Below are 18,634 nucleotides of genomic sequence, written 5' to 3'. Positions count from 1 at the left end.
TTGAGTGAATAAAATGCAAAAGCCCCGGAATTCGGGGCTTTTAGGATGTGTCTTTCGCACGCGTTGAATTTGGCTGAAAGCCTTGATCTAGAGCGGTGCACGATAATGGTGCGGCTGTGCTTTTGAGTGGTGCGGGTAGAGCCAAAGCCCCTCACCCCAGCCCTCTCCCAGAGGGAGAGGGGGCTTAAGGCAGAAGCCCCTCACCCTAGCCCTCTCCCAGAGGGAGAGGGGATTAAAAGCAAAAGCAGATTTGCGTAGCGCCACCGATCAAGTCCCCTCTCCCTCTGGGAGAGGGTTAGGGTGAGGGCGCTCTTGATCTGCCTTACGCCTCATCACCCTCATCTTCCTCGCCATCAATCTTCATGCCCAACTCCTTGATCTTGCGAGTCAAGGTGTTGCGACCCCAGCCCAGCAACACGGCAGCGTCACGGCGGCGACCTGCGGTGTGTTTGAGCGCGGTTTCAATCATGATTCGCTCAAACGTCGGCACAGCGCTGTCCAGCAGATTTGACTGACCACGGCCCAGTGCTTGATCGGCCCATTGACGCAGGGCTTGCTCCCAGTTGGTCACCGGCGAGCTGTCCTGTTGCAGGTTCAGCAACTCAGGCGGCAGGTCGCTGATATGCACTTCACGGCCCGACGCCATGACCGTAATCCAGCGGCAGGTATTCTCCAGCTGACGCACGTTGCCAGGCCACGGCAGGTTCTTCAGGTATTGCTCGGTCTCGGCCTTGAGCAATTTGGGCTCCACAGACAACTCTTGCGCAGCGCTGCTGAGGAAGTGCCGGGTCAAGGTCGGGATGTCTTCGCGACGGTCCGACAGGCGCGGGATATGGATGCGAATCACGTTCAGACGATGAAACAAGTCTTCGCGAAATTTGCCGGCCTGCACCAGTGTTTCTAGATTTTGATGAGTGGCAGCAATGATGCGCACGTCGACTTTGACCGGCGTATGCCCGCCCACACGGTAGAACTCACCGTCCGCCAATACCCGTAACAGACGGGTCTGGGTATCGGCCGGCATGTCGCCGATTTCATCCAGAAACAGGGTGCCGCCGTCAGCCTGTTCAAAGCGACCGCGACGCAGGTTGGCGGCGCCGGTAAATGCGCCTTTTTCATGACCGAACAGTTCGGATTCCATCAAGTCTTTGGGGATGGCGGCCATGTTCAACGCTATAAACGGTGAAGCCGCGCGCGGACTGTGGCGATGCAAGGCGTGAGCAACCAACTCTTTGCCCGTGCCCGATTCGCCATTGATCAGCACCGTAATATTGGAGTGGCTAAGACGACCAATGGCGCGAAACACTTCTTGCATCGCCGGGGCTTCGCCGATGATCTCCGGAGTGCGGGCCAGCGCTGGCGTCACAGCCAGGCCTTGCTGTTCCTGAGCATGCTGGTTGGCACGCTTGACCAGTGACACCGCATCATCCACGTCAAACGGCTTGGGCAGGTACTCAAACGCGCCACCCTGATACGACGCCACCGCGCTGTCCAGATCGGAATGGGCGGTCATGATGATGACCGGCAGGCGAGGGTGCTGCTCGCGTATTTTGGCCAGCAAATCCAGACCGCTTGCACCCGGCATGCGAATGTCTGAAATGATCACGTCGGGCTGCTGGCGAGCGAGGCGACTCATCACGCCATCGGCGCTGTCGAAGCTTTGTGTGGTCATGCCTTCTTGTTGCAAGGCTTTTTCCAGTACCCAGCGGATAGAACGGTCGTCGTCGACGATCCACACGGTTTCACTTCGGCTCATGTCGATGCGGCTCCTTGTTCCAGTGGTAGAAAGATCGAGAAGAGTGTGTGGCCGGGGTGGCTCTCACACTCGATCAACCCCTGGTGCTGACTGATGATGTTCTGGGTGATGGCTAGGCCCAGCCCCGTGCCGTCCGGGCGGCCGCTGACCATCGGGAAAAACAGGGTGTCTTGCAACTCGGCCGGAATGCCCGGCCCGTTGTCGATAATTTCGATTTTTGTCACCAGGCGGTGGCGAATATGGCCAATGGTGAACTGACGCATGGCGCGGGTGCGCAAGCTGATACGGCCCAGTCGCAGTTCGTTCTGGCTGCCGATGGCCTGCATGGCATTGCGCACAATATTGAGTACCGCTTGAATCATTTGCTCCCGATCGATGAGCAGGTCAGGGAGGCTTGGGTCGTAGTCGCGCACCAGCGTAATGCTGCCCTGTGTTTCCGCTTCAACCAGGTTGCACACCCGCTCCAGCACTTCGTGCACATTGGTCAAGGACAGCGAGGGCAGTTTGTTCGAGCCAAGCATGCGATCAACCAGATTGCGCAGGCGGTCGGCTTCTTCAATGATCACGTTGGTGTAGTCGCGCAGGTTTTCGTCGGGCAACTGGCGGGCCAGTAGTTGCGCCGCGCCACGAATGCCGCCCAATGGGTTTTTGATTTCATGGGCCAACCCGCGTACCAGCATCTTGCTGGTTTCCTGTTTGGACAGTTGCGCTTCTTCTTTGGTGATGCGCAGCAGGCGGTCTCGCGGGTGAACCTCAAGCAGCAGCATGGTGCCGCTGTTGCTCAGGATCGGGGTGACCGCGTAATCCACGGTCAGCGTCTGCCCGGTGAGCGAGGTCAGCATGGCTTCGCGCTTGGTAAATGGATGAGCCTGTTCGACAGCTTGGCGCAGCGAATGCAGCGCTTCGGTGGACTCAGTGAACAATTCACTGATGAATTGTCCATGACTGCGCTGCCCGCTGATGGCCAGCAGCATCTCGGCTGCAGGGTTCATGTACTCAAGGCGTAAAGCGTCATTGAGTAATAGCGTGGCGGTGGTCAGATTGTCGAGTAACAGTCGGTGCAGGGCATCACTGATGGTCATGGGCCAATCCCGGATTGCTTGCGCGGGTTACACGCTGAGACAAAGAAAATGCAAAAACCAAACCAAGGCTCTTAAAAGAAGCGCTAATCGCCTGAAATTGAGACGTGGAGCCCATAAAGGTGGCGTAATGACTTCTTTCTCGCGCCTCTTCGACCCAAAGTGGGCTGCCAATCGAATTTTCCAACTATTAATGCACCAATATAGTGCAAGTTGAAAGGTGGGTTCTGGATGTCTTGAATATTCATGTGGGCGTGGAAATCCGCACATAAAAAAACCTCCCGAAGGAGGTTTTTTTAATTCACGCCGGTTGAACCCGGAGTGTCTGGATTAGCAGCTGTAGTACAGCTCGTATTCCAGTGGGTGTACGAAGGTGCGTACTTTGATTTCTTCTTCGCTTTTCAACGCGATGTAAGCGTCGATGAAGTCGTCGCTGAACACGCCGCCTTTGGTCAGGAACGCACGGCCCTTGTCCAGTTCTTCCAGCGCTTCTTTCAGGCTGCCACACACTTGCGGGATCTCTTTGGCCTCTTCAGGCGGCAGGTCGTACAAGTTTTTGTCAGCGGCGTCGCCAGGGTGGATCTTGTTCTGGATACCGTCCAGACCAGCCATCATCAATGCTGCGAAGCACAGGTACGGGTTGGCTGCCGGGTCCGGGAAGCGTGCTTCGATACGGCGAGCTTTAGGGCTGGACACGTAAGGAATACGGATCGACGCGGAGCGGTTACGAGCCGAGTAGGCCAGCATTACCGGTGCTTCGAAACCTGGTACCAGACGCTTGTAAGAGTTGGTAGCCGGGTTGGTGAAGCCGTTCAGTGCCTTGCCGTGCTTGATGATGCCGCCGATGAAGTACAGAGCGGTGTCGGACAGGCCTGCATAGCCTTCGCCAGCGAAGGTGTTCTTGCCATCTTTGGAGATGGACATGTGTACGTGCATACCCGAGCCGTTGTCGCCGTACAGAGGCTTAGGCATGAAGGTAGCGGTACGGCCGTAGGCGTCTGCCACGTTGTGCACGCAGTACTTCAGGGTTTGAACTTCGTCAGCCTTTTTCACCAGCGTGTTGAACTGCACGCCGATTTCGTTCTGGCCAGCGGTTGCCACTTCGTGGTGGTGAACTTCGATAACCAGACCCATTTCTTCCATGGCGTTGCACATGGAGGTACGGATTTCGTGGTCATGGTCGAATGGCGGAACCGGGAAGTAACCACCTTTGATACCTGGACGGTGGCCACGGTTGCCGCCTTCCACGTCCTGATCAGACATCCACGAACCTTGTTCGGAATAGATCTTGAACATGGAACCGGAAATGTCGGACTTGAATTTCACTTCGTCGAAGATGAAGAACTCAGGCTCCGGGCCGACGAATACAGTGTCACCGATACCGGTGGACTTCAGGTATTCCTCGGCACGGGTAGCGATGGCGCGTGGGTCGCGGTCATAGCCTTGCATGGTCGACGGTTCGATGATGTCGCACACCAGGATCAGCGTAGGCTGTTCGGTGAACGGGTCCAGAACAGCCGTGCTGTCGTCTGGCAGCAGGATCATGTCGGACGCTTCGATGCCTTTCCAGCCAGCAATGGAGGAGCCGTCGAACATTTTGCCGTCGGTGAAGAAGTTTTCATCCAGCGCATCACGGGCCGGCATGGTCACGTGGTGTTGTGTGCCTTTGGTGTCAGTGAAGCGCAGATCAATCCACTTGACGTCATGATCTTTGATGAGTTGAACCGACTTCGACATAGTGTCCTCCGGGTGGCTTAGGGCTGGTGGTGGATTAGCCCTTAATAAGTGGTTGATGCCGGCGCGAATACTCTGCCAAGGCAACCTGCCTCACAAGGGAGCAAATTGCATGCCAGTGCCCCGACTTGCCCCAATCTCAGGCAACTAGGGACGTAGACTACCGATTAGCGCCCTTAATCGCACTTAAATGAAGCGATTAAGGCTGCATATGCGCTGTTTTGGTGCGGCTAAAACCGTTTGTACGATAACTGGTTAAACCTTGAGCAATTTCCGCTATAATCCGCGCCCCCCTTTTTTGGTAGGCTGCTCGCGCGCTGTTTTCATGAAACTAATCGTTAAAGTCTTCCCCGAAATCACTATCAAGAGCCGTCCGGTTCGGATGCGTTTCGTCCGTCAATTGGCCAAAAACATCCGTGCTGTGCTCCGCGATCTGGACCCGGCTGTGGTGGTGACAGGTGTGTGGGACAACATCGAGCTGCAAACACGCGTAACAGACCCCAAAGCCTTGAAGGAGATGACTGAGCGCCTGAGCTGCATGCCGGGCATCGCGCATTTCCTGCAAGTTGACGAGTACCCGTTGGGTGACTTCGATGACGTCGTTGAAAAGTGCAAACTGCATTTCGGCGACGCCTTGGCGGGCAAGATTTTTTCAGTGCGCTGCAAGCGTGCCGGCAAGCACCCGTTCACCTCGATGGAAATCGAAAAATACGTCGGCAGCAAGCTGCGACGTGAATGTGGTGCGGCCGGAATTGACCTGAAAAAGCCGGAAATCGAAGTCCGCTTCGAAATTCGCGACCAACGGTTGTTTGTGATTCACAGCCAGCACGACAGCATTGGCGGCTTCCCGCTGGGCTCGCTGGACCAGACGCTGGTCTTGATGTCTGGTGGCTTCGATTCGACCGTGGCAGCCTATCAGGTCATGCGCCGTGGCCTGATGAGCCACTTCTGCTTCTTCAACCTTGGCGGGCGTGCCCACGAGCTGGGCGTGATGGAAGTCGCGCACTATATATGGAAGAAGTACGGCAGCTCCCAGCGCGTGCTGTTTGTCAGCGTTCCGTTCGAAGAAGTATTGGGCGAAATTCTCGGCAAAGTCGATAACAGTCATATGGGCGTCATTTTGAAGCGTATGATGTTGCGCGCTGCCACCCGTATCGCTGAACGCCTGGAAATCGAAGTGCTGGTAACCGGCGAAGCGATTTCTCAGGTATCGAGCCAGACGCTGCCCAACTTGTCGCTGATTGACTCGGCTACTGACAAGCTGGTGTTGCGCCCACTGATCGTCAGCCACAAGCAAGACATCATCGATCAGGCAGAGGCAATCGGTACGGCCGATTTTGCCAAGCACATGCCTGAATATTGCGGGGTGATTTCGGTCAACCCCAAGACCCACGCCAAGCGCAACCGCGTGGAGTATGAAGAACAACAGTTTGATATGGCCGTGCTTGAGCGTGCGCTCGAGCGGGCTAAACTGGTTCCAATTGATCGGGTCATCGATGAATTGGGCCAGGACTTGCAAGTCGAAGAAGTCAGCGAAGTGCTGGCGGGCCAGATCGTGATCGACATCCGTCACCCGGATGATCAGGAAGATCGACCGCTGGAACTGGCTGGCATCGAAGTACAAGCGTTGCCGTTCTATGCTTTGAACAGCCGCTTCAAGGAACTGGATGACACCCGTCAGTACCTGTTGTATTGCGACAAAGGCGTGATGAGTCGCCTGCATGCTCACCATTTGCTCAGTGAGGGACATGCCAATGTGCGCGTTTATCGACCGAGCTAAGAGCCCGGGGCTGTATGCCTGTGGCCTGCGTCACCGGCCCCCCGACGCCGCCGTCAAGCTGTAACGGCTTTGCCGGACTCTACTGTTAATCGCTGCCACGACCTGTCAGCACACCGAATCCTCTGATCGAGATACACAAGTGATCGAAAATCTACGTAACATCGCCATCATTGCTCACGTTGACCACGGTAAAACCACCCTGGTAGACAAACTCTTGCGTCAATCCGGCACTCTGGAGCGCAACGAGCTCAACGACGAGCGCGTGATGGACTCCAACGACCAGGAAAAAGAGCGCGGCATTACCATTCTTGCCAAGAACACCGCTATCAACTGGAACGGCTACCACATCAACATCGTGGACACCCCGGGCCACGCCGACTTCGGCGGCGAAGTTGAACGTGTAATGTCGATGGTTGACTCCGTTCTGCTGCTGGTTGACGCTCAAGACGGCCCTATGCCGCAAACCCGTTTCGTGACCAAGAAGGCTTTCGAAGCCGGCCTGCGTCCAATCGTGGTCATCAACAAGGTTGACCGTCCAGGCGCGCGTCCGGACTGGGTTCTGGATCAAATCTTCGACCTGTTCGACAACCTGGGTGCTACCGAAGAACAGCTGGACTTCAAAGTGGTTTACGCCTCTGCCCTGAACGGTATTGCTGGTCTTGACCACACCGACATGGCTGAAGACATGACCCCGCTGTACCAGTCGATCGTCGACAACGTACCAGCACCAAAAGTTGACCGTGATGGTCCGTTCCAGATGCAAATCTCGGCACTGGACTACAACAGCTTCCTGGGCATTATCGGCGTTGGCCGTATCGCTCGTGGTCGCGTCAAGCCGAACACCCCGGTTGTTGCCATCGACGCTGACGGCAAGCGCCGCAACGGTCGTATCCTGAAGCTGATGGGTCACCACGGTCTGCACCGTGTAGACGTTGAAGAAGCTTCGGCAGGCGACATCGTTTGCATCAGCGGTATGGATTCGCTGTTCATCTCCGACACCCTGTGTGATCCGATGAACGTTGAAGCGATGAAGCCGTTGACCGTTGACGAGCCAACCGTTTCCATGACCTTCCAGGTAAACGACTCGCCTTTCTGCGGTAAAGAAGGCAAGTTCGTGACGTCCCGTAACATCAAGGAACGTCTGGACAAAGAGCTGCTGTACAACGTTGCTCTGCGCGTTGAAGAAGGCGACACCGCTGACAAGTTCAAGGTTTCCGGTCGTGGCGAGCTGCACTTGTCCGTACTGATCGAAACCATGCGTCGCGAAGGCTTCGAAATGGGCGTTGGTCGTCCAGAAGTAATCATCCGCGTTGTAGACGGTGTTAAGCAGGAACCGTTTGAAAACGTAACCATCGACACCCCTGAAGAAACTCAGGGCAAGGTGATGGAAGAGATGGGCCTGCGTAAAGGCGACCTGACCAACATGGTGCCGGATGGCAAAGGCCGTGTTCGTCTGGAATACAACATCCCTGCTCGTGGTCTGATCGGTTTCCGTAACCAGTTCCTGACCCTGACCAACGGTGCTGGCATCCTGACCTCGATCTTCGATCGCTACGACACCATGAAGTCGGGCCACATGTCCGGCCGTCAGAACGGTGTTCTGGTATCGGTTGAGACAGGCAAGGCGCTGACCTACTCCCTGGAAACTCTGCAGGCGCGTGGCAAGCTGTTCGTTGAGCACGGTCAAGAGATCTACAACGGTCAGATCGTTGGTCTGAACAGCCGTGACACCGACATGGGCGTTAACCCTACCAAGGGCAAGAAGCTCGACAACATGCGTGCTTCGGGTAAAGACGAAACCATCGCTCTGGTTCCACCTGTTCGCTTCACTCTGGAACAGGCTCTGGAATTCATCCAGGACGACGAGCTGTGCGAAGTAACTCCTAAGTCCATCCGTCTTCGTAAGAAGATCCTGGACGAAGGCGAGCGTACCCGCGCTGCTAAAAAAGCCAAAAACTAAGTTAATTAGTTAGCGGCAATAAAAAACGCCCCCGGCCTTGCGGTCGGGGGCGTTTTTTTGTGGCCGTAATTTGTGTTGAAGGCGGCCCCTCACCCCAGCCCTCTCCCGAGGGAGAGGGAGCTGATAGGTGGTGTAGCGCAGATCTGTTTGTTGCTTTCAGTCCCCTCACCCTCTGGGAGAGGGAGCCGATAGGTGGTGTAGCGCAGATCTGTTTCTTGCTTTCAGTCCCCTCTCCCTCTGGGAGAGGGAGCCGATAGGTGGTGTAGCGCAGATCTGTTTCTTGCTTTTAGTCCCCTCTCCCTCTGGGAGAGGGCTAGGGTGAGGGCGCTTTTGCGCTTAAAAATCCATCAGCTTGACGCTGCTGTTCTTGCGCTCAACGGCTTTGGGGATATACGCGCAATACCCGGGGCGCGGGCCAATTCGCGGGTGATTGCGGCACGTGTCCGGGCGCTTTTCATAAATGGTGCACATGCGCGATTTGCGATCCAGATACAGGCAATCGTTATTGCTCATGCGCTGCAGGGTGAAAATCCCTGACTTCTGGTTGAATCGCTCAACGATGCCGTCTTTCTGCAAGCGCTTGGCGATGTTCTTCGGCGGGTCGCCGAGCTCGAACTCATCGACCAGGCCAATGCGGATCAGGTCTTTGATCTTGACCTCGACCGGCAGCGTGCAGCAGCTGGAAATGCAGGAACCGCACATGGGCGCAGAGTATTTGGCCCAGGTATCGAGACGGTCGATTTCCGCGGCGGCGATCAGGTTGGACTTCATCGGACTTAATATTCCAGCGTGCATCAGGGCGCGCGATCATACCGGGGTTGGCGAAAGAGTGAGCAACCATTTGCCGGTTTTTTGCACACAGCCATGTTTTAACGCATGTCACCGGGCGCGTGCATGGTTTTGGGGCATCAACGCGCGCGTCGGCTGATTTTTATGAAACCCGTCAAAAAAGCCCGAATCAAAGCCCTTGGTTCTTGTCGAACCGTCTAGGCTGAGTCCTACCCGTTCTTCAAATCGCTCCATCTCGATTGAGGTTGTATCGATGCCCCAGGAACCGCTTGTTAGTGACGATCAAGTAGCAGCATTTCGAGATGCTGTTCTCGCCAAATTGACCTACGCGGTGGGTAAAGATCCAGAACACGCGTTTGACCACGACTGGTTTGAAGCCGTCGCACTGGCGGCGCGCGACCATATGGTCGAGCACTGGATGGACAACACCCGGCAGATTTATCGAAAAGACCAGAAGCGCGTGTATTACCTGTCGCTGGAATTCCTGATCGGTCGCTTGCTCTACGACAGCCTGAGCAACCTTGGTCTGCTGGAGGTGGCGCGTGAGGCCATGAGCGAGCTGGGGGTCGATCTGGAGCGCATTCGCCTGCTGGAGCCGGATGCGGCGCTGGGTAACGGTGGTCTCGGACGTCTGGCAGCCTGCTTTATGGAAAGCATGTCGACTCTGGGCGTTGCGGCTCACGGTTATGGCATTCGCTATGAGCACGGGTTGTTTCGTCAAAGCATTGTCGATGGCTGGCAACAGGAGCAAACCGAGAATTGGCTGGACTTCGGCAACCCCTGGGAATTCGAACGTGCCGAAGTGCTGTACTCCATAGGCTTTGGCGGCTCAGTGGAGTCCAAAGAAGATGAGCAAGGCCAATTGCGGCAAATATGGTGGCCGGGCGAAACCGTGCGCGCTGTCGCCTACGACACCCCGGTTGTGGGCTGGCGCGGGGCTAGCGTCAACACCTTGCGCCTGTGGCGGGCGAGGGCGCTGCACGATCTGAATCTGGGGCGGTTCAATGCCGGCGACCATTTAGGTGCAGTGGCCGAAGTGGTGCGCGCAGAGAGCATCTCCCGCGTGTTGTACCCGGCAGACAGCAACGAGGCGGGGCAAGAACTGCGCCTGCGTCAGGAGTACTTCTTTGTTTCGGCTTCGCTACAGGACTTGCTGCGCCGCCACCTGCACGCGCACGAGAACCTGATGAACCTGGCCGACCACGTTTCGATCCAGCTCAACGATACCCACCCCTCAATCGCCGTGGCAGAGCTGATGCGCATTCTGGTGGACGAGCACGCCATGGCGTGGGCCGTGGCGTGGCAAATCACGGTCGATACCCTGTCCTATACCAACCACACCTTGCTGCCGGAGGCGCTGGAAACCTGGCCGGTCGCGTTGATGGAGCGCCTGTTGCCACGGCATATGCAGATCATTTACCTGATCAACGGCTATCACATTGATTCGTTGCGCGAAAAAGGTGTCCATGACTTTGACGTGCTGCGGGCCGTGTCGCTGATCGAAGAAGACCACGGCCGTCGGGTGCGCATGGGTAATCTCGCCTTTTTGGGCTGTCACAGCGTCAACGGGGTGTCCGGGCTGCACACCCAACTGATGCGCAGCACGGTCTTTTCCGAGCTGCACAAACTTTACCCGGACCGCATCAACAACAAGACCAATGGGGTGACTTTCCGCCGCTGGCTGTTCCAGGCCAATCCGCCGCTGACCTCCATGCTGGTCGATGCGCTGGGGGCCGATGTACTCGATGAGACCGAGCACAAACTGATCAAACTGGAACCCTTCGCCGAGGACGCCAACTTCCGTAAAAGGTTTGCGCAACAGCGCCTGCAAAACAAATGCACCTTGGCAGCACTGATTTATGAGCGGTTGGGGGTGGTGGTCAATCCCGAGGCGATGTTCGATGTGCAGGTCAAGCGCATCCACGAGTACAAGCGCCAGCTACTCAATTTGCTGCACACCGTGGCGCTGTATCAGGCGATCCGGGCCGAGCCGGGCAATCATTGGGTACCCCGGGTGAAAATCTTCGCGGGCAAGGCCGCGGCCAGCTACGACCAGGCCAAGCTCATCATCAAATTGGCCAACGACATCGCTCGCACCGTCAATAACGACCCGACCGTGCGCGGTTTGCTCAAAGTCGTGTTCATCCCCAACTACAACGTCAGCCTGGCCGAGAACATCATTCCGGCAGCTGACTTATCGGAGCAGATTTCGACCGCAGGCTTCGAAGCGTCGGGTACCAGCAACATGAAATTCGGGCTCAATGGCGCGTTGACCATTGGCACGATGGACGGTGCCAACGTGGAAATGTGCGAACGGGTAGGGGCTGAAAACATGTTTATTTTCGGCCTCAGCTCGCAGCAGGTCGAGGCGCGCCAACGCAGTGGCGAATTTCATGCGGGCCCCGAGGTGGCTGCTTCGCACCGGCTCAACGATGTCTTGCAGGCGATTCGCAGCGGGGTGTTTTCCCACGACGATCCGGCGCGTTACACCGCCATGATCGACTCGCTGATCAACTATGACCGTTTTTTGGTCTGCGCTGACTTCGATTCGTATTGGTCTGCGCAGATGCGCGTCGAGCACTTGTGGCACGACAAGGATGCCTGGTGGCGGGCGGCGGTACTGAATACCGCGCGCATGGGCTGGTTTTCGTCGGACCGCACCATTCGTGAGTACGCCACCGAAATCTGGAAAGCGTTGTAACCCTATAACCCTTGTAGCCGCTGCCGCAGGCTGCGATCGAGACCCAAGGGCTCGCGCTTTTAATCGCGAATACCTTCAGGCCTTATCGCAGCCTGCGGCAGCGGCTACAGGAATAGTGAAGGGATTTCACCCCTTAACTGAACCCGTTCGGTCAGTTCTGAGTCTGATTAGAAGATTTGCTTGGCAACTCGCGTTAAACTGCGCGGGTTTTCGCCCCCTCCCCCTAGTTCGGAGCCTTACATGTCCCGCGTTACCCTGAGTCGCTATCTGATCGAGCAGACCCGCAGCAACAACACCCCTGCTGATTTGCGTTTCCTCATCGAAGTGGTGGCGCGTGCTTGCAAAGAGATCAGCCACGCTGTGTCCAAAGGCGCCCTGGGCGGTGTTCTGGGCAGCATGGGCACTGAAAACGTGCAAGGTGAAGTGCAGAAGAAACTCGACGTGATTTCCAACGAAATCCTGCTCGAAGCCAACGAATGGGGCGGCCACTTGGCCGGCATGGCGTCCGAAGAAATGGACAATGCCTACCAGATCCCTGGCAAATACCCGAAAGGCGCCTACCTGCTGGTTTTCGATCCACTGGACGGCTCGTCCAACATCGACATCAACGCACCGGTTGGCACCATTTTCTCGGTACTGCGTTGCCCGAATGAATACCTGAGCCAGAACGAACCGCTGAACGAAAAAGCCTTCTTGCAGCCAGGCACTGAGCAGGTTGCTGCCGGTTATGCCATCTACGGCCCTCAGACCATGCTGGTACTGACGTTGGGCGACGGCGTGAAAGGCTTCACCCTGGACCGCGAAATGGGCAGCTTCGTACTGACTCACGAAGACATCACCATTCCTGAAAGCACCCAGGAATTCGCCATCAACATGTCTAACCAGCGTCACTGGGAAGCTCCGGTACAGCGCTATGTTGACGAGTTGCTGGCAGGCGAAGAAGGCCCGCTGAAGAAGAACTTCAACATGCGCTGGGTCGCGGCAATGGTGGCCGACGTGCACCGTATCCTGACCCGCGGTGGCCTGTTCATGTACCCGCGTGACAGCCGCGAGCCTTCCAAGCCAGGCAAACTGCGCTTGATGTACGAAGCCAACCCGATGTCTTTCCTGGTTGAGCAAGCAGGCGGCGCGTCCACAGACGGCCACCAGCGTATTCTCGACATCCAGCCAGAAGGTCTGCACCAGCGTGTAGCGGTGTACCTGGGCTCGAAAGAAGAAGTGGCACGCATCACCGCGTATCACAAGGCATAAGTATTATCTGTAGCCGCTGCCGCAGGCTGCGATGGGCTGCGCGGCAGCCCTGTTTTTGAAGGGCCTAGGGCCCTTCGCGCAGCCTGCGGCAGTGGCTACATGTCCTGCATCCCCCCGCCAAACAAATCCTTGCTCCCTGCGGGAACCCCTCCGCGTTTATCTCTTCTAAGCTTTCAGCAGGCAGCAATGCCGACTTTCTTATTCAGGAGTTTTTCCATGAAGTTGCGTTCTTTGGCATTGTTGTCCTTCTGCGTGTTGCTGGCGGCCTGCAGCAAGGTCAATCAAGAGAACTACTCCAAAATCTCGGCAGGCATGAGCAAGGCACAAGTCGAGCAACTGCTGGGTTCGCCCACTGAGTGTTCAGGTGCGCTGGGTATGTCGAGCTGCACATGGGGCGACCAGAAAGCCTTTATCAGCGTGCAATACGCAGGCGATAAAGTGTTGATCTTCTCGGGCCAGGGTTTGAAGTAAGACTGATCAGGAGCGTTGCGATGAAACGTCTATTAGCCAGTCTTGGGGCTGCGTTGGTGTTGGCAGGGTGTTCGACTTCCAGTAATGACCCGATGGCGCCTAGAACGGTCGATAATGTCGACCTTAAACGCTATCAGGGCACGTGGTATGAGCAAGCCCGATTGCCGATGTTCTTCCAGCGTGACTGTGTCCAGTCCGAAGCTCATTACAGCTTGAAACCCGATGGCAACGTAGCGGTGCTGAACCGCTGCTTGACCGCAGAGGGTAAGTGGCAGGAAGCCAAAGGCACGGCTACCCCGCAAGTGCCGGGTAAAACCGACAAGTTGTGGGTCGAGTTCGATAACTGGGTGTCAACCTTGTTGCCCGGCGTAACCAAGGGCGATTACTGGGTGCTGTATTTGGGCGACAACTACAGCACGGCGCTGGTGGGTAACCCAGACCGCAAATACCTGTGGTTATTGTCACGCAAGCCGCAAATTGACCAGCAAACCCGCGATGAACTGCTCAGCAAGGCTCAGCAGCAGGGCTATGACACCACACGCTTGATCTGGCGCACGCCCGATGCGGACATGCCAAAAGGTACGAAGTAAGGCCGATGTGCCCCTCAGCGAGCGCTGGGGGGGCACAGGCTTAACCCTTAACCGCGCAGCAGGGTCTTCCAGGCGCGGTTCTGGTACACGGCGATGGCTTGTTGCTTGCGAGCGTTGAGCAATTCGTCGTTGTGCTCTGCATCTTCAGAAATGGGCATATTGGCCAACTCCTGCAACTTGTTCATCTCACCGTACAAACGGTCCAGCTCCGGAATTTCCAGCACGTTACGCGCCAGACGCAACCATGCCTGAATGCGCTCGATGCGCGGCAGTTGCTCGGCCAGGTCTTCGGGTTGCTGCTGGTAGCGATTCAAGCGCAAAGCGATGGCTTCGTCCGACAGCAAACGTGGCAGCCAGCTGGCCAGTTGAGCGGCGCCCTGACGGTTGCCGCGAGTGGTGCCGCGATCAACGGTCCAGCTGCGCTCCATCAACCAGCGCGACGTGTTCAGGGAGAATTGGCCCCAGCGAGGGTCTTCCAGCTCTTCCAGAAACTGCTCAGGCGCGGCTTTACGCACGTCTTCGTCGTCCTGACCTATCTGCACCAGCGGGCGCCAGTCTTCCAGCAACGCGTCCAGTGCAGCTCGCAGCGCGCTGGTGGATTGACGTGGTGCGGCCTGACCGAGGCTGCTGACCAGTGCGCGCAGGTCGATCAGTTGCTGTACCCAGTCTTGCAGCAAGCGCCAGTGGCCATTGAAGCGATACTGCTCGGCCAGACGCTGGCTGTTGCCCAGCAAGTGCCAGGCCAGTGCGGCAAACGCATCGTCCAGGGGTGTTTCAGGGGTCAGCTCGGGCGCGGGCAGGTTGACCGAATAGCTGTTGGCGTCGAACAGGCGATAGCCACGCTCGGCCTTGCTGATGTCACACGGCATCAGGGCCAGCTTCTCGGCCAGTTCAGCGGCGAGTTCCAGCAGGGCAGCTGGCTCGCCTTCACGCAGTTCGAGTTCCAGCTCGCAGATTTCTTCTTTCTGCTTACCGGCAATCACGTGGCCCAGATCCAGCGCCGCCTCGATCACAACCTTGGCTTTGCCTCGGCCCCACGAGATTTCCGCGCGTTCGCGGACAAAATCGGTGGTGAAGATCGGTTTCAGCGTTTTTTTGTCCAGCTCGGCCAGTTGTTCAGGCCAGCATTCGCCGTCGAGCAACTTGGTGTCGAGCTTGGCTTTCGCCAGTTTCCAGTCGTATTCGTTACGCTGCGACAGACCGGCAACACTTTGGCCGCGGGTTTTGAGGGTTTGAATCACCTCGTCGCCATCGCGGCGCAGACGCAGGGCGACCTTGGCCTTGGCCAGGTCGCGCTCAGGCGTGTCGAAGTACTGATTGAGCAACTCACGGCTTTCCCAGCCACTTTTGTTGCGCTTTTTCAGCAGAGGGTGCTCACGCAAGGCGGCGAGGGTTTCGCGGCTTACGCGCAGTTTGATTTCGGTTTCTTTGTGCATGGCCGGAAAATCCAGAAGCGGTGTGCAGCCGGGGAAAGAGTGGCTGCTAAGGCCGTGCAGTGTACAGGACTCGCCGGGGCTATGCCCCGCATGGGTTTATTCTGCGGCGCAGATGGTTCTATGATGGGCCTCGCCCAGCTAACAGGAAGTCAGCGCATGCCTTTACCTTCCCTCAAAGAGCAGTTCGCTGCCTTGATCGGCACGCCGTCGGTCAGTTGCACTCAGCCTCATCTGGATCAGTCCAACCGTGCCGTGATCGATTTACTGGCCACTTGGCTGGGTGATTTGGGCTTCAGCTGTGACATCCAGCAGGTCAGCCCCGGTAAATTCAACCTGCTGGCAAGCTTCGGCAGCGGCCCCGGCGGGCTGGTACTGGCCGGGCACAGCGACACCGTGCCGTATGACGAAGCGCTGTGGCAGACCGATCCGCTCAAGCTGACTGAAGTCGATAACCGCTGGGTCGGTCTGGGCAGTTGTGACATGAAAGGCTTTTTCGCGTTGATCATCGAGGCCGTGCGCCCGTTGCTTGATCAGCCGTTCAAGCAGCCTCTACTGATTCTGGCCACCTGTGATGAAGAAACCTCGATGGCCGGTGCGCGGGCGTTGGCCGACGCCGGTCGGCCGCTGGGTCGGGCGGCGGTGATTGGCGAACCCACGGGGCTCAAGCCAATCCGCATGCACAAAGGCGTGATGATGGAGCGCATCGACATACTGGGGCGCAGCGGTCACTCCTCCGACCCCAGCCTTGGCCACAGCGCGCTGGACGCCATGCACGATGCGATGAGCGAACTCAAAGCCCTGCGCCAGCAATGGCTGGGCGAGTACCGTAACCCGCAATTCAGCGTGCCACAGCCGACCTTGAACTTCGGCTGCATTCACGGCGGCGACAACCCCAACCGCATTTGTGGCCAGTGCTCGCTGGAATTCGACCTGCGACCTTTGCCGGGGATGGACCCGAACGCGCTGCGTGCGATCATTCGCAGCAAGCTTGAACCTTTGGCCGAACGGCATCAGGTGAACATTGATTTCGCCCCCATTGCCGCTGGCGTGGCGCCTTTTGAACAGGCTGCCGACGCTGAGCTGGTACGCGTGGCCGAGCGCCTGACCGGCCATGTCGCGCAAGCAGTAGCGTTTGGCACTGAAGCGCCTTATCTTCAGCAGCTTGGCTGCGAAACCATCGTGCTCGGCCCGGGTGACATCACCTGCGCGCATCAACCGGGTGAACACCTGGAAATGTCACGTTTGCAGCCGACCGTGCGTCTACTGACCCAATTGATTGAACATTATTGCCTGACCCCGGCCCGGTAAATTGCCCGAGCCCCGCCCCGTACACACAAGGAGAGCACGCGTGTTGCCAACTTTGTTTCGACGATAACCATCAGCCCGTTGTGCGCGTGTTGTTTTTGCCCTTTTTAGGCGACTCTATTTTTTACAGGCTCTGGTTATGCACGATTACGTTAATTGGTTGCGTCACGCGTCTCCTTACATCAATGCCCACCGCGATTGCACCTTTGTCGTCATGCTCCCCGGCGACGGTGTGGCGCACCCCAACTTTGGCAATATTGTTCACGACTTGGTGCTGCTGCACAGCTTGGGGGTGCGGCTGGTGCTGGTGCACGGTTCGCGCCCGCAAATCGAAAGCCGGCTGCAAGCCCGTGGCCTGATGCCGCATTACCACGATGGGTTGCGGATCACCGATGCGCCGACCCTTGAATGTGTGATCGACGCTGTGGGCCAGTTGCGCATTGCGATCGAAGCACGCCTGTCGATGGACATGGCGTCCTCGCCGATGCAGGGTTCACGTTTGCGGGTGGCCAGCGGCAACCTGGTGACTGCGCGCCCGATCGGCGTGCTCAACGGCGTGGACTACCACCACACCGGCGAAGTGCGCCGGGTCGACCGCAAGGGTATCAACCGTTTGCTGGATGAACGCTCGATTGTCTTGTTGTCGCCGTTGGGTTACTCGCCTACAGGTGAAATTTTCAATCTGGCCTGCGAAGACGTTGCCACCCGTGCGGCGATTGATTTGGGGGCAGACAAACTGCTGTTGTTCGGTGCCGAACCGGGCTTGCTCGACGAAGACGGGCGGCTGGTGCGTGAACTGCGGCCGCAACAAGTGCCCGCGCACATGAAGCGTCTGGGCAGCGACTATCAGGCAGAACTGCTGGATGCGGCGGCTGAAGCGTGCCGGGGTGGGGTGCCGCGCAGCCATATCGTCAGCTATGCCGAAGACGGCGCGCTGCTGACCGAACTGTTCACCCGTAACGGCGGCGGTACGCTGGTGGCGCAAGAACAGTTTGAAGTCACGCGCGAAGCGGCGATTGAAGACGTGGGTGGTTTGCTTGAACTCATCAGCCCGCTGGAAGAGCAGGGCATTCTGGTGCGGCGCTCGCGCGAAGTATTGGAGCGCGAAATCGAGCAATTCAGCGTGGTTGAGCGTGAAGGCATGATCATCGCCTGTGCGGCGCTGTATCAGATTGCCGATTCGGATGCGGGGGAGTTGGCGTGCCTGGCGGTGAACCCGGAATACCGTCATGGTCGCCGGGGTGATGAATTGCTTGAGCGCATTGAAAACCGGGCGCGGGCGCAGGGGCTTAAAACCCTGTTCGTACTGACGACGCGCACGGCCCATTGGTTTCGCGAACGTGGTTTTGAGCCGAGCAGCGTAGAGCGCCTGCCTGCGGCGCGGGCTTCGCTGTACAACTATCAGCGTAATTCGAAGATCTTTGAAAAAGCGCTGTAAAGAGCCTGCGGCACCCTCACCCTAGCCCTCTCCCGGAGGGAGAGGGGACTGATCGGTGGCGTTGCGCCTATCTGTTTTTGACTTTAGCCCCCTCTCCCTCTGGGAGAGGGTTGGGGTGAGGGTCATCAGCGCGAGCTATCAAAATTCCAGCAAACACACATCATCACAAGTCAAAAACAGATGTTCGCAACACCTCAGATCAGCTCCCTCTCCCTCTGGGAGTGTATGGACCGGGGACATCGCGAACACTTTGTTCGGAGACATAGCGAACAGTTAGCGAAGCGATTTCCCTGATATTACAACCTTGGTCACTCTGTCAATTTGAGCAATACGATGGCTTCCCC

The 18,634-nt window shown here is 57.4% G+C and carries 13 protein-coding genes; 8 read left to right on the top strand and 5 right to left on the bottom strand.

The window, feature by feature from the left end; translation table 11 throughout:
* Positions 1–322 precede the first annotated feature (322 nt).
* From ntrC to glnA, 3 genes are all read right to left on the bottom strand, one after another.
* Positions 323–1,756, bottom strand: a complete 1,434-nt coding sequence (gene ntrC / locus EQV93_RS21620; protein ID WP_146384937.1) for a nitrogen regulation protein NR(I) — start codon at positions 1,754–1,756, stop codon at positions 323–325.
* Positions 1,753–2,838 carry a nitrogen regulation protein NR(II) gene (gene glnL / locus EQV93_RS21615; RefSeq protein WP_122785261.1) on the bottom strand — a complete coding sequence of 362 codons (1,086 nt, stop codon included), beginning with the start codon at positions 2,836–2,838 and terminating at the stop codon, positions 1,753–1,755. Before glnL ends, ntrC begins: the two co-directional genes overlap by 4 nt.
* A 327-nt stretch (positions 2,839–3,165) precedes the next feature.
* Complete coding sequence (glnA, locus tag EQV93_RS21610) at positions 3,166–4,572, bottom strand: glutamate--ammonia ligase (RefSeq protein ID WP_003438610.1); 1,407 nt, start codon at positions 4,570–4,572, stop codon at positions 3,166–3,168.
* Between the two features lie 322 nt (positions 4,573–4,894).
* On the opposite strand from glnA, the gene thiI reads away from it, so the two are divergent.
* Both thiI and typA read left to right on the top strand, forming a co-directional pair.
* The gene (gene thiI, locus EQV93_RS21605) at positions 4,895–6,349 is read left to right on the top strand and encodes a tRNA uracil 4-sulfurtransferase ThiI (protein ID WP_122785260.1); all 1,455 of its coding nucleotides are present in this window, start codon (positions 4,895–4,897) and stop codon (positions 6,347–6,349) included.
* 139 nt (positions 6,350–6,488) lie between these two features.
* Positions 6,489–8,309, top strand: coding sequence for a translational GTPase TypA (typA, locus tag EQV93_RS21600; protein ID WP_122785259.1), 1,821 nt, complete (start codon positions 6,489–6,491; stop codon positions 8,307–8,309).
* A 336-nt stretch (positions 8,310–8,645) separates the two neighbouring features.
* On the opposite strand, the gene EQV93_RS21595 is transcribed toward typA, so the two are convergent.
* A complete protein-coding gene (locus tag EQV93_RS21595; protein WP_122785258.1) occupies positions 8,646–9,080 on the bottom strand; it encodes a YkgJ family cysteine cluster protein in 435 nt (144 codons plus the stop codon).
* 271 nt (positions 9,081–9,351) lie between these two features.
* Between EQV93_RS21595 and EQV93_RS21590 the strand changes: the two genes are divergently transcribed.
* The 4 genes from EQV93_RS21590 to EQV93_RS21575 all read left to right on the top strand — a co-directional run bounded on the left by EQV93_RS21590 (position 9,352) and on the right by EQV93_RS21575 (position 14,111).
* Positions 9,352–11,799 (top strand): glycogen/starch/alpha-glucan phosphorylase, encoded by a 2,448-nt coding sequence (locus EQV93_RS21590; RefSeq protein ID WP_146384935.1) that lies wholly within the window; start codon positions 9,352–9,354, stop codon positions 11,797–11,799.
* 240 nt (positions 11,800–12,039) lie between these two features.
* Positions 12,040–13,050 carry a class 1 fructose-bisphosphatase gene (locus tag EQV93_RS21585; RefSeq protein WP_122785256.1) on the top strand — a complete coding sequence of 337 codons (1,011 nt, stop codon included), beginning with the start codon at positions 12,040–12,042 and terminating at the stop codon, positions 13,048–13,050.
* A gap of 216 nt (positions 13,051–13,266) precedes the next feature.
* Positions 13,267–13,521, top strand: a complete 255-nt coding sequence (gene bamE, locus EQV93_RS21580; RefSeq protein ID WP_122785255.1) for an outer membrane protein assembly factor BamE domain-containing protein — start codon at positions 13,267–13,269, stop codon at positions 13,519–13,521.
* Positions 13,522–13,541: 20 nt separating this feature from the next.
* A complete protein-coding gene (locus EQV93_RS21575; RefSeq protein ID WP_122785254.1) occupies positions 13,542–14,111 on the top strand; it encodes a lipocalin family protein in 570 nt (189 codons plus the stop codon).
* Between the two features lie 47 nt (positions 14,112–14,158).
* On the opposite strand, the gene EQV93_RS21570 is transcribed toward EQV93_RS21575, so the two are convergent.
* A complete protein-coding gene (locus tag EQV93_RS21570) occupies positions 14,159–15,547 on the bottom strand; it encodes a CYTH domain-containing protein (protein ID WP_122785253.1) in 1,389 nt (462 codons plus the stop codon).
* Between the two features lie 156 nt (positions 15,548–15,703).
* Here EQV93_RS21570 and argE point away from each other — a divergent pair, with 156 nt between their 5' ends.
* Positions 15,704–16,855 (top strand): acetylornithine deacetylase, encoded by a 1,152-nt coding sequence (gene argE, locus EQV93_RS21565; RefSeq protein WP_122785252.1) that lies wholly within the window; start codon positions 15,704–15,706, stop codon positions 16,853–16,855.
* A gap of 136 nt (positions 16,856–16,991) precedes the next feature.
* Complete coding sequence (gene argA / locus EQV93_RS21560) at positions 16,992–18,290, top strand: amino-acid N-acetyltransferase (protein ID WP_122785251.1); 1,299 nt, start codon at positions 16,992–16,994, stop codon at positions 18,288–18,290.
* The last annotated feature ends 344 nt before the right edge of the window (positions 18,291–18,634 follow it).

This window comes from Pseudomonas sp. TMW22091 (assembly GCF_022496705.1).
Classification (GTDB): Bacteria; Pseudomonadota; Gammaproteobacteria; order Pseudomonadales; family Pseudomonadaceae; genus Aquipseudomonas; species Aquipseudomonas saxonica.
This window is presented reverse-complemented; position numbering and strand designations above follow the sequence as displayed.

Coding starts and splice junctions, on each gene's coding strand:
- ntrC (WP_146384937.1), bottom strand. CDS start 1,756: ATGAGCCGAAGTGAAACCGTGTGGATCGTCGACGACGACCGTTCTATC.
- glnL (WP_122785261.1), bottom strand. CDS start 2,838: ATGACCATCAGTGATGCCCTGCACCGACTGTTACTCGACAATCTGACC.
- glnA (WP_003438610.1), bottom strand. CDS start 4,572: ATGTCGAAGTCGGTTCAACTCATCAAAGATCATGACGTCAAGTGGATT.
- thiI (WP_122785260.1), top strand. CDS start 4,895: ATGAAACTAATCGTTAAAGTCTTCCCCGAAATCACTATCAAGAGCCGT.
- EQV93_RS21595 (WP_122785258.1), bottom strand. CDS start 9,080: ATGAAGTCCAACCTGATCGCCGCCGCGGAAATCGACCGTCTCGATACC.
- EQV93_RS21590 (WP_146384935.1), top strand. CDS start 9,352: ATGCCCCAGGAACCGCTTGTTAGTGACGATCAAGTAGCAGCATTTCGA.
- EQV93_RS21585 (WP_122785256.1), top strand. CDS start 12,040: ATGTCCCGCGTTACCCTGAGTCGCTATCTGATCGAGCAGACCCGCAGC.
- bamE (WP_122785255.1), top strand. CDS start 13,267: ATGAAGTTGCGTTCTTTGGCATTGTTGTCCTTCTGCGTGTTGCTGGCG.
- EQV93_RS21575 (WP_122785254.1), top strand. CDS start 13,542: ATGAAACGTCTATTAGCCAGTCTTGGGGCTGCGTTGGTGTTGGCAGGG.
- EQV93_RS21570 (WP_122785253.1), bottom strand. CDS start 15,547: ATGCACAAAGAAACCGAAATCAAACTGCGCGTAAGCCGCGAAACCCTC.
- argE (WP_122785252.1), top strand. CDS start 15,704: ATGCCTTTACCTTCCCTCAAAGAGCAGTTCGCTGCCTTGATCGGCACG.
- argA (WP_122785251.1), top strand. CDS start 16,992: ATGCACGATTACGTTAATTGGTTGCGTCACGCGTCTCCTTACATCAAT.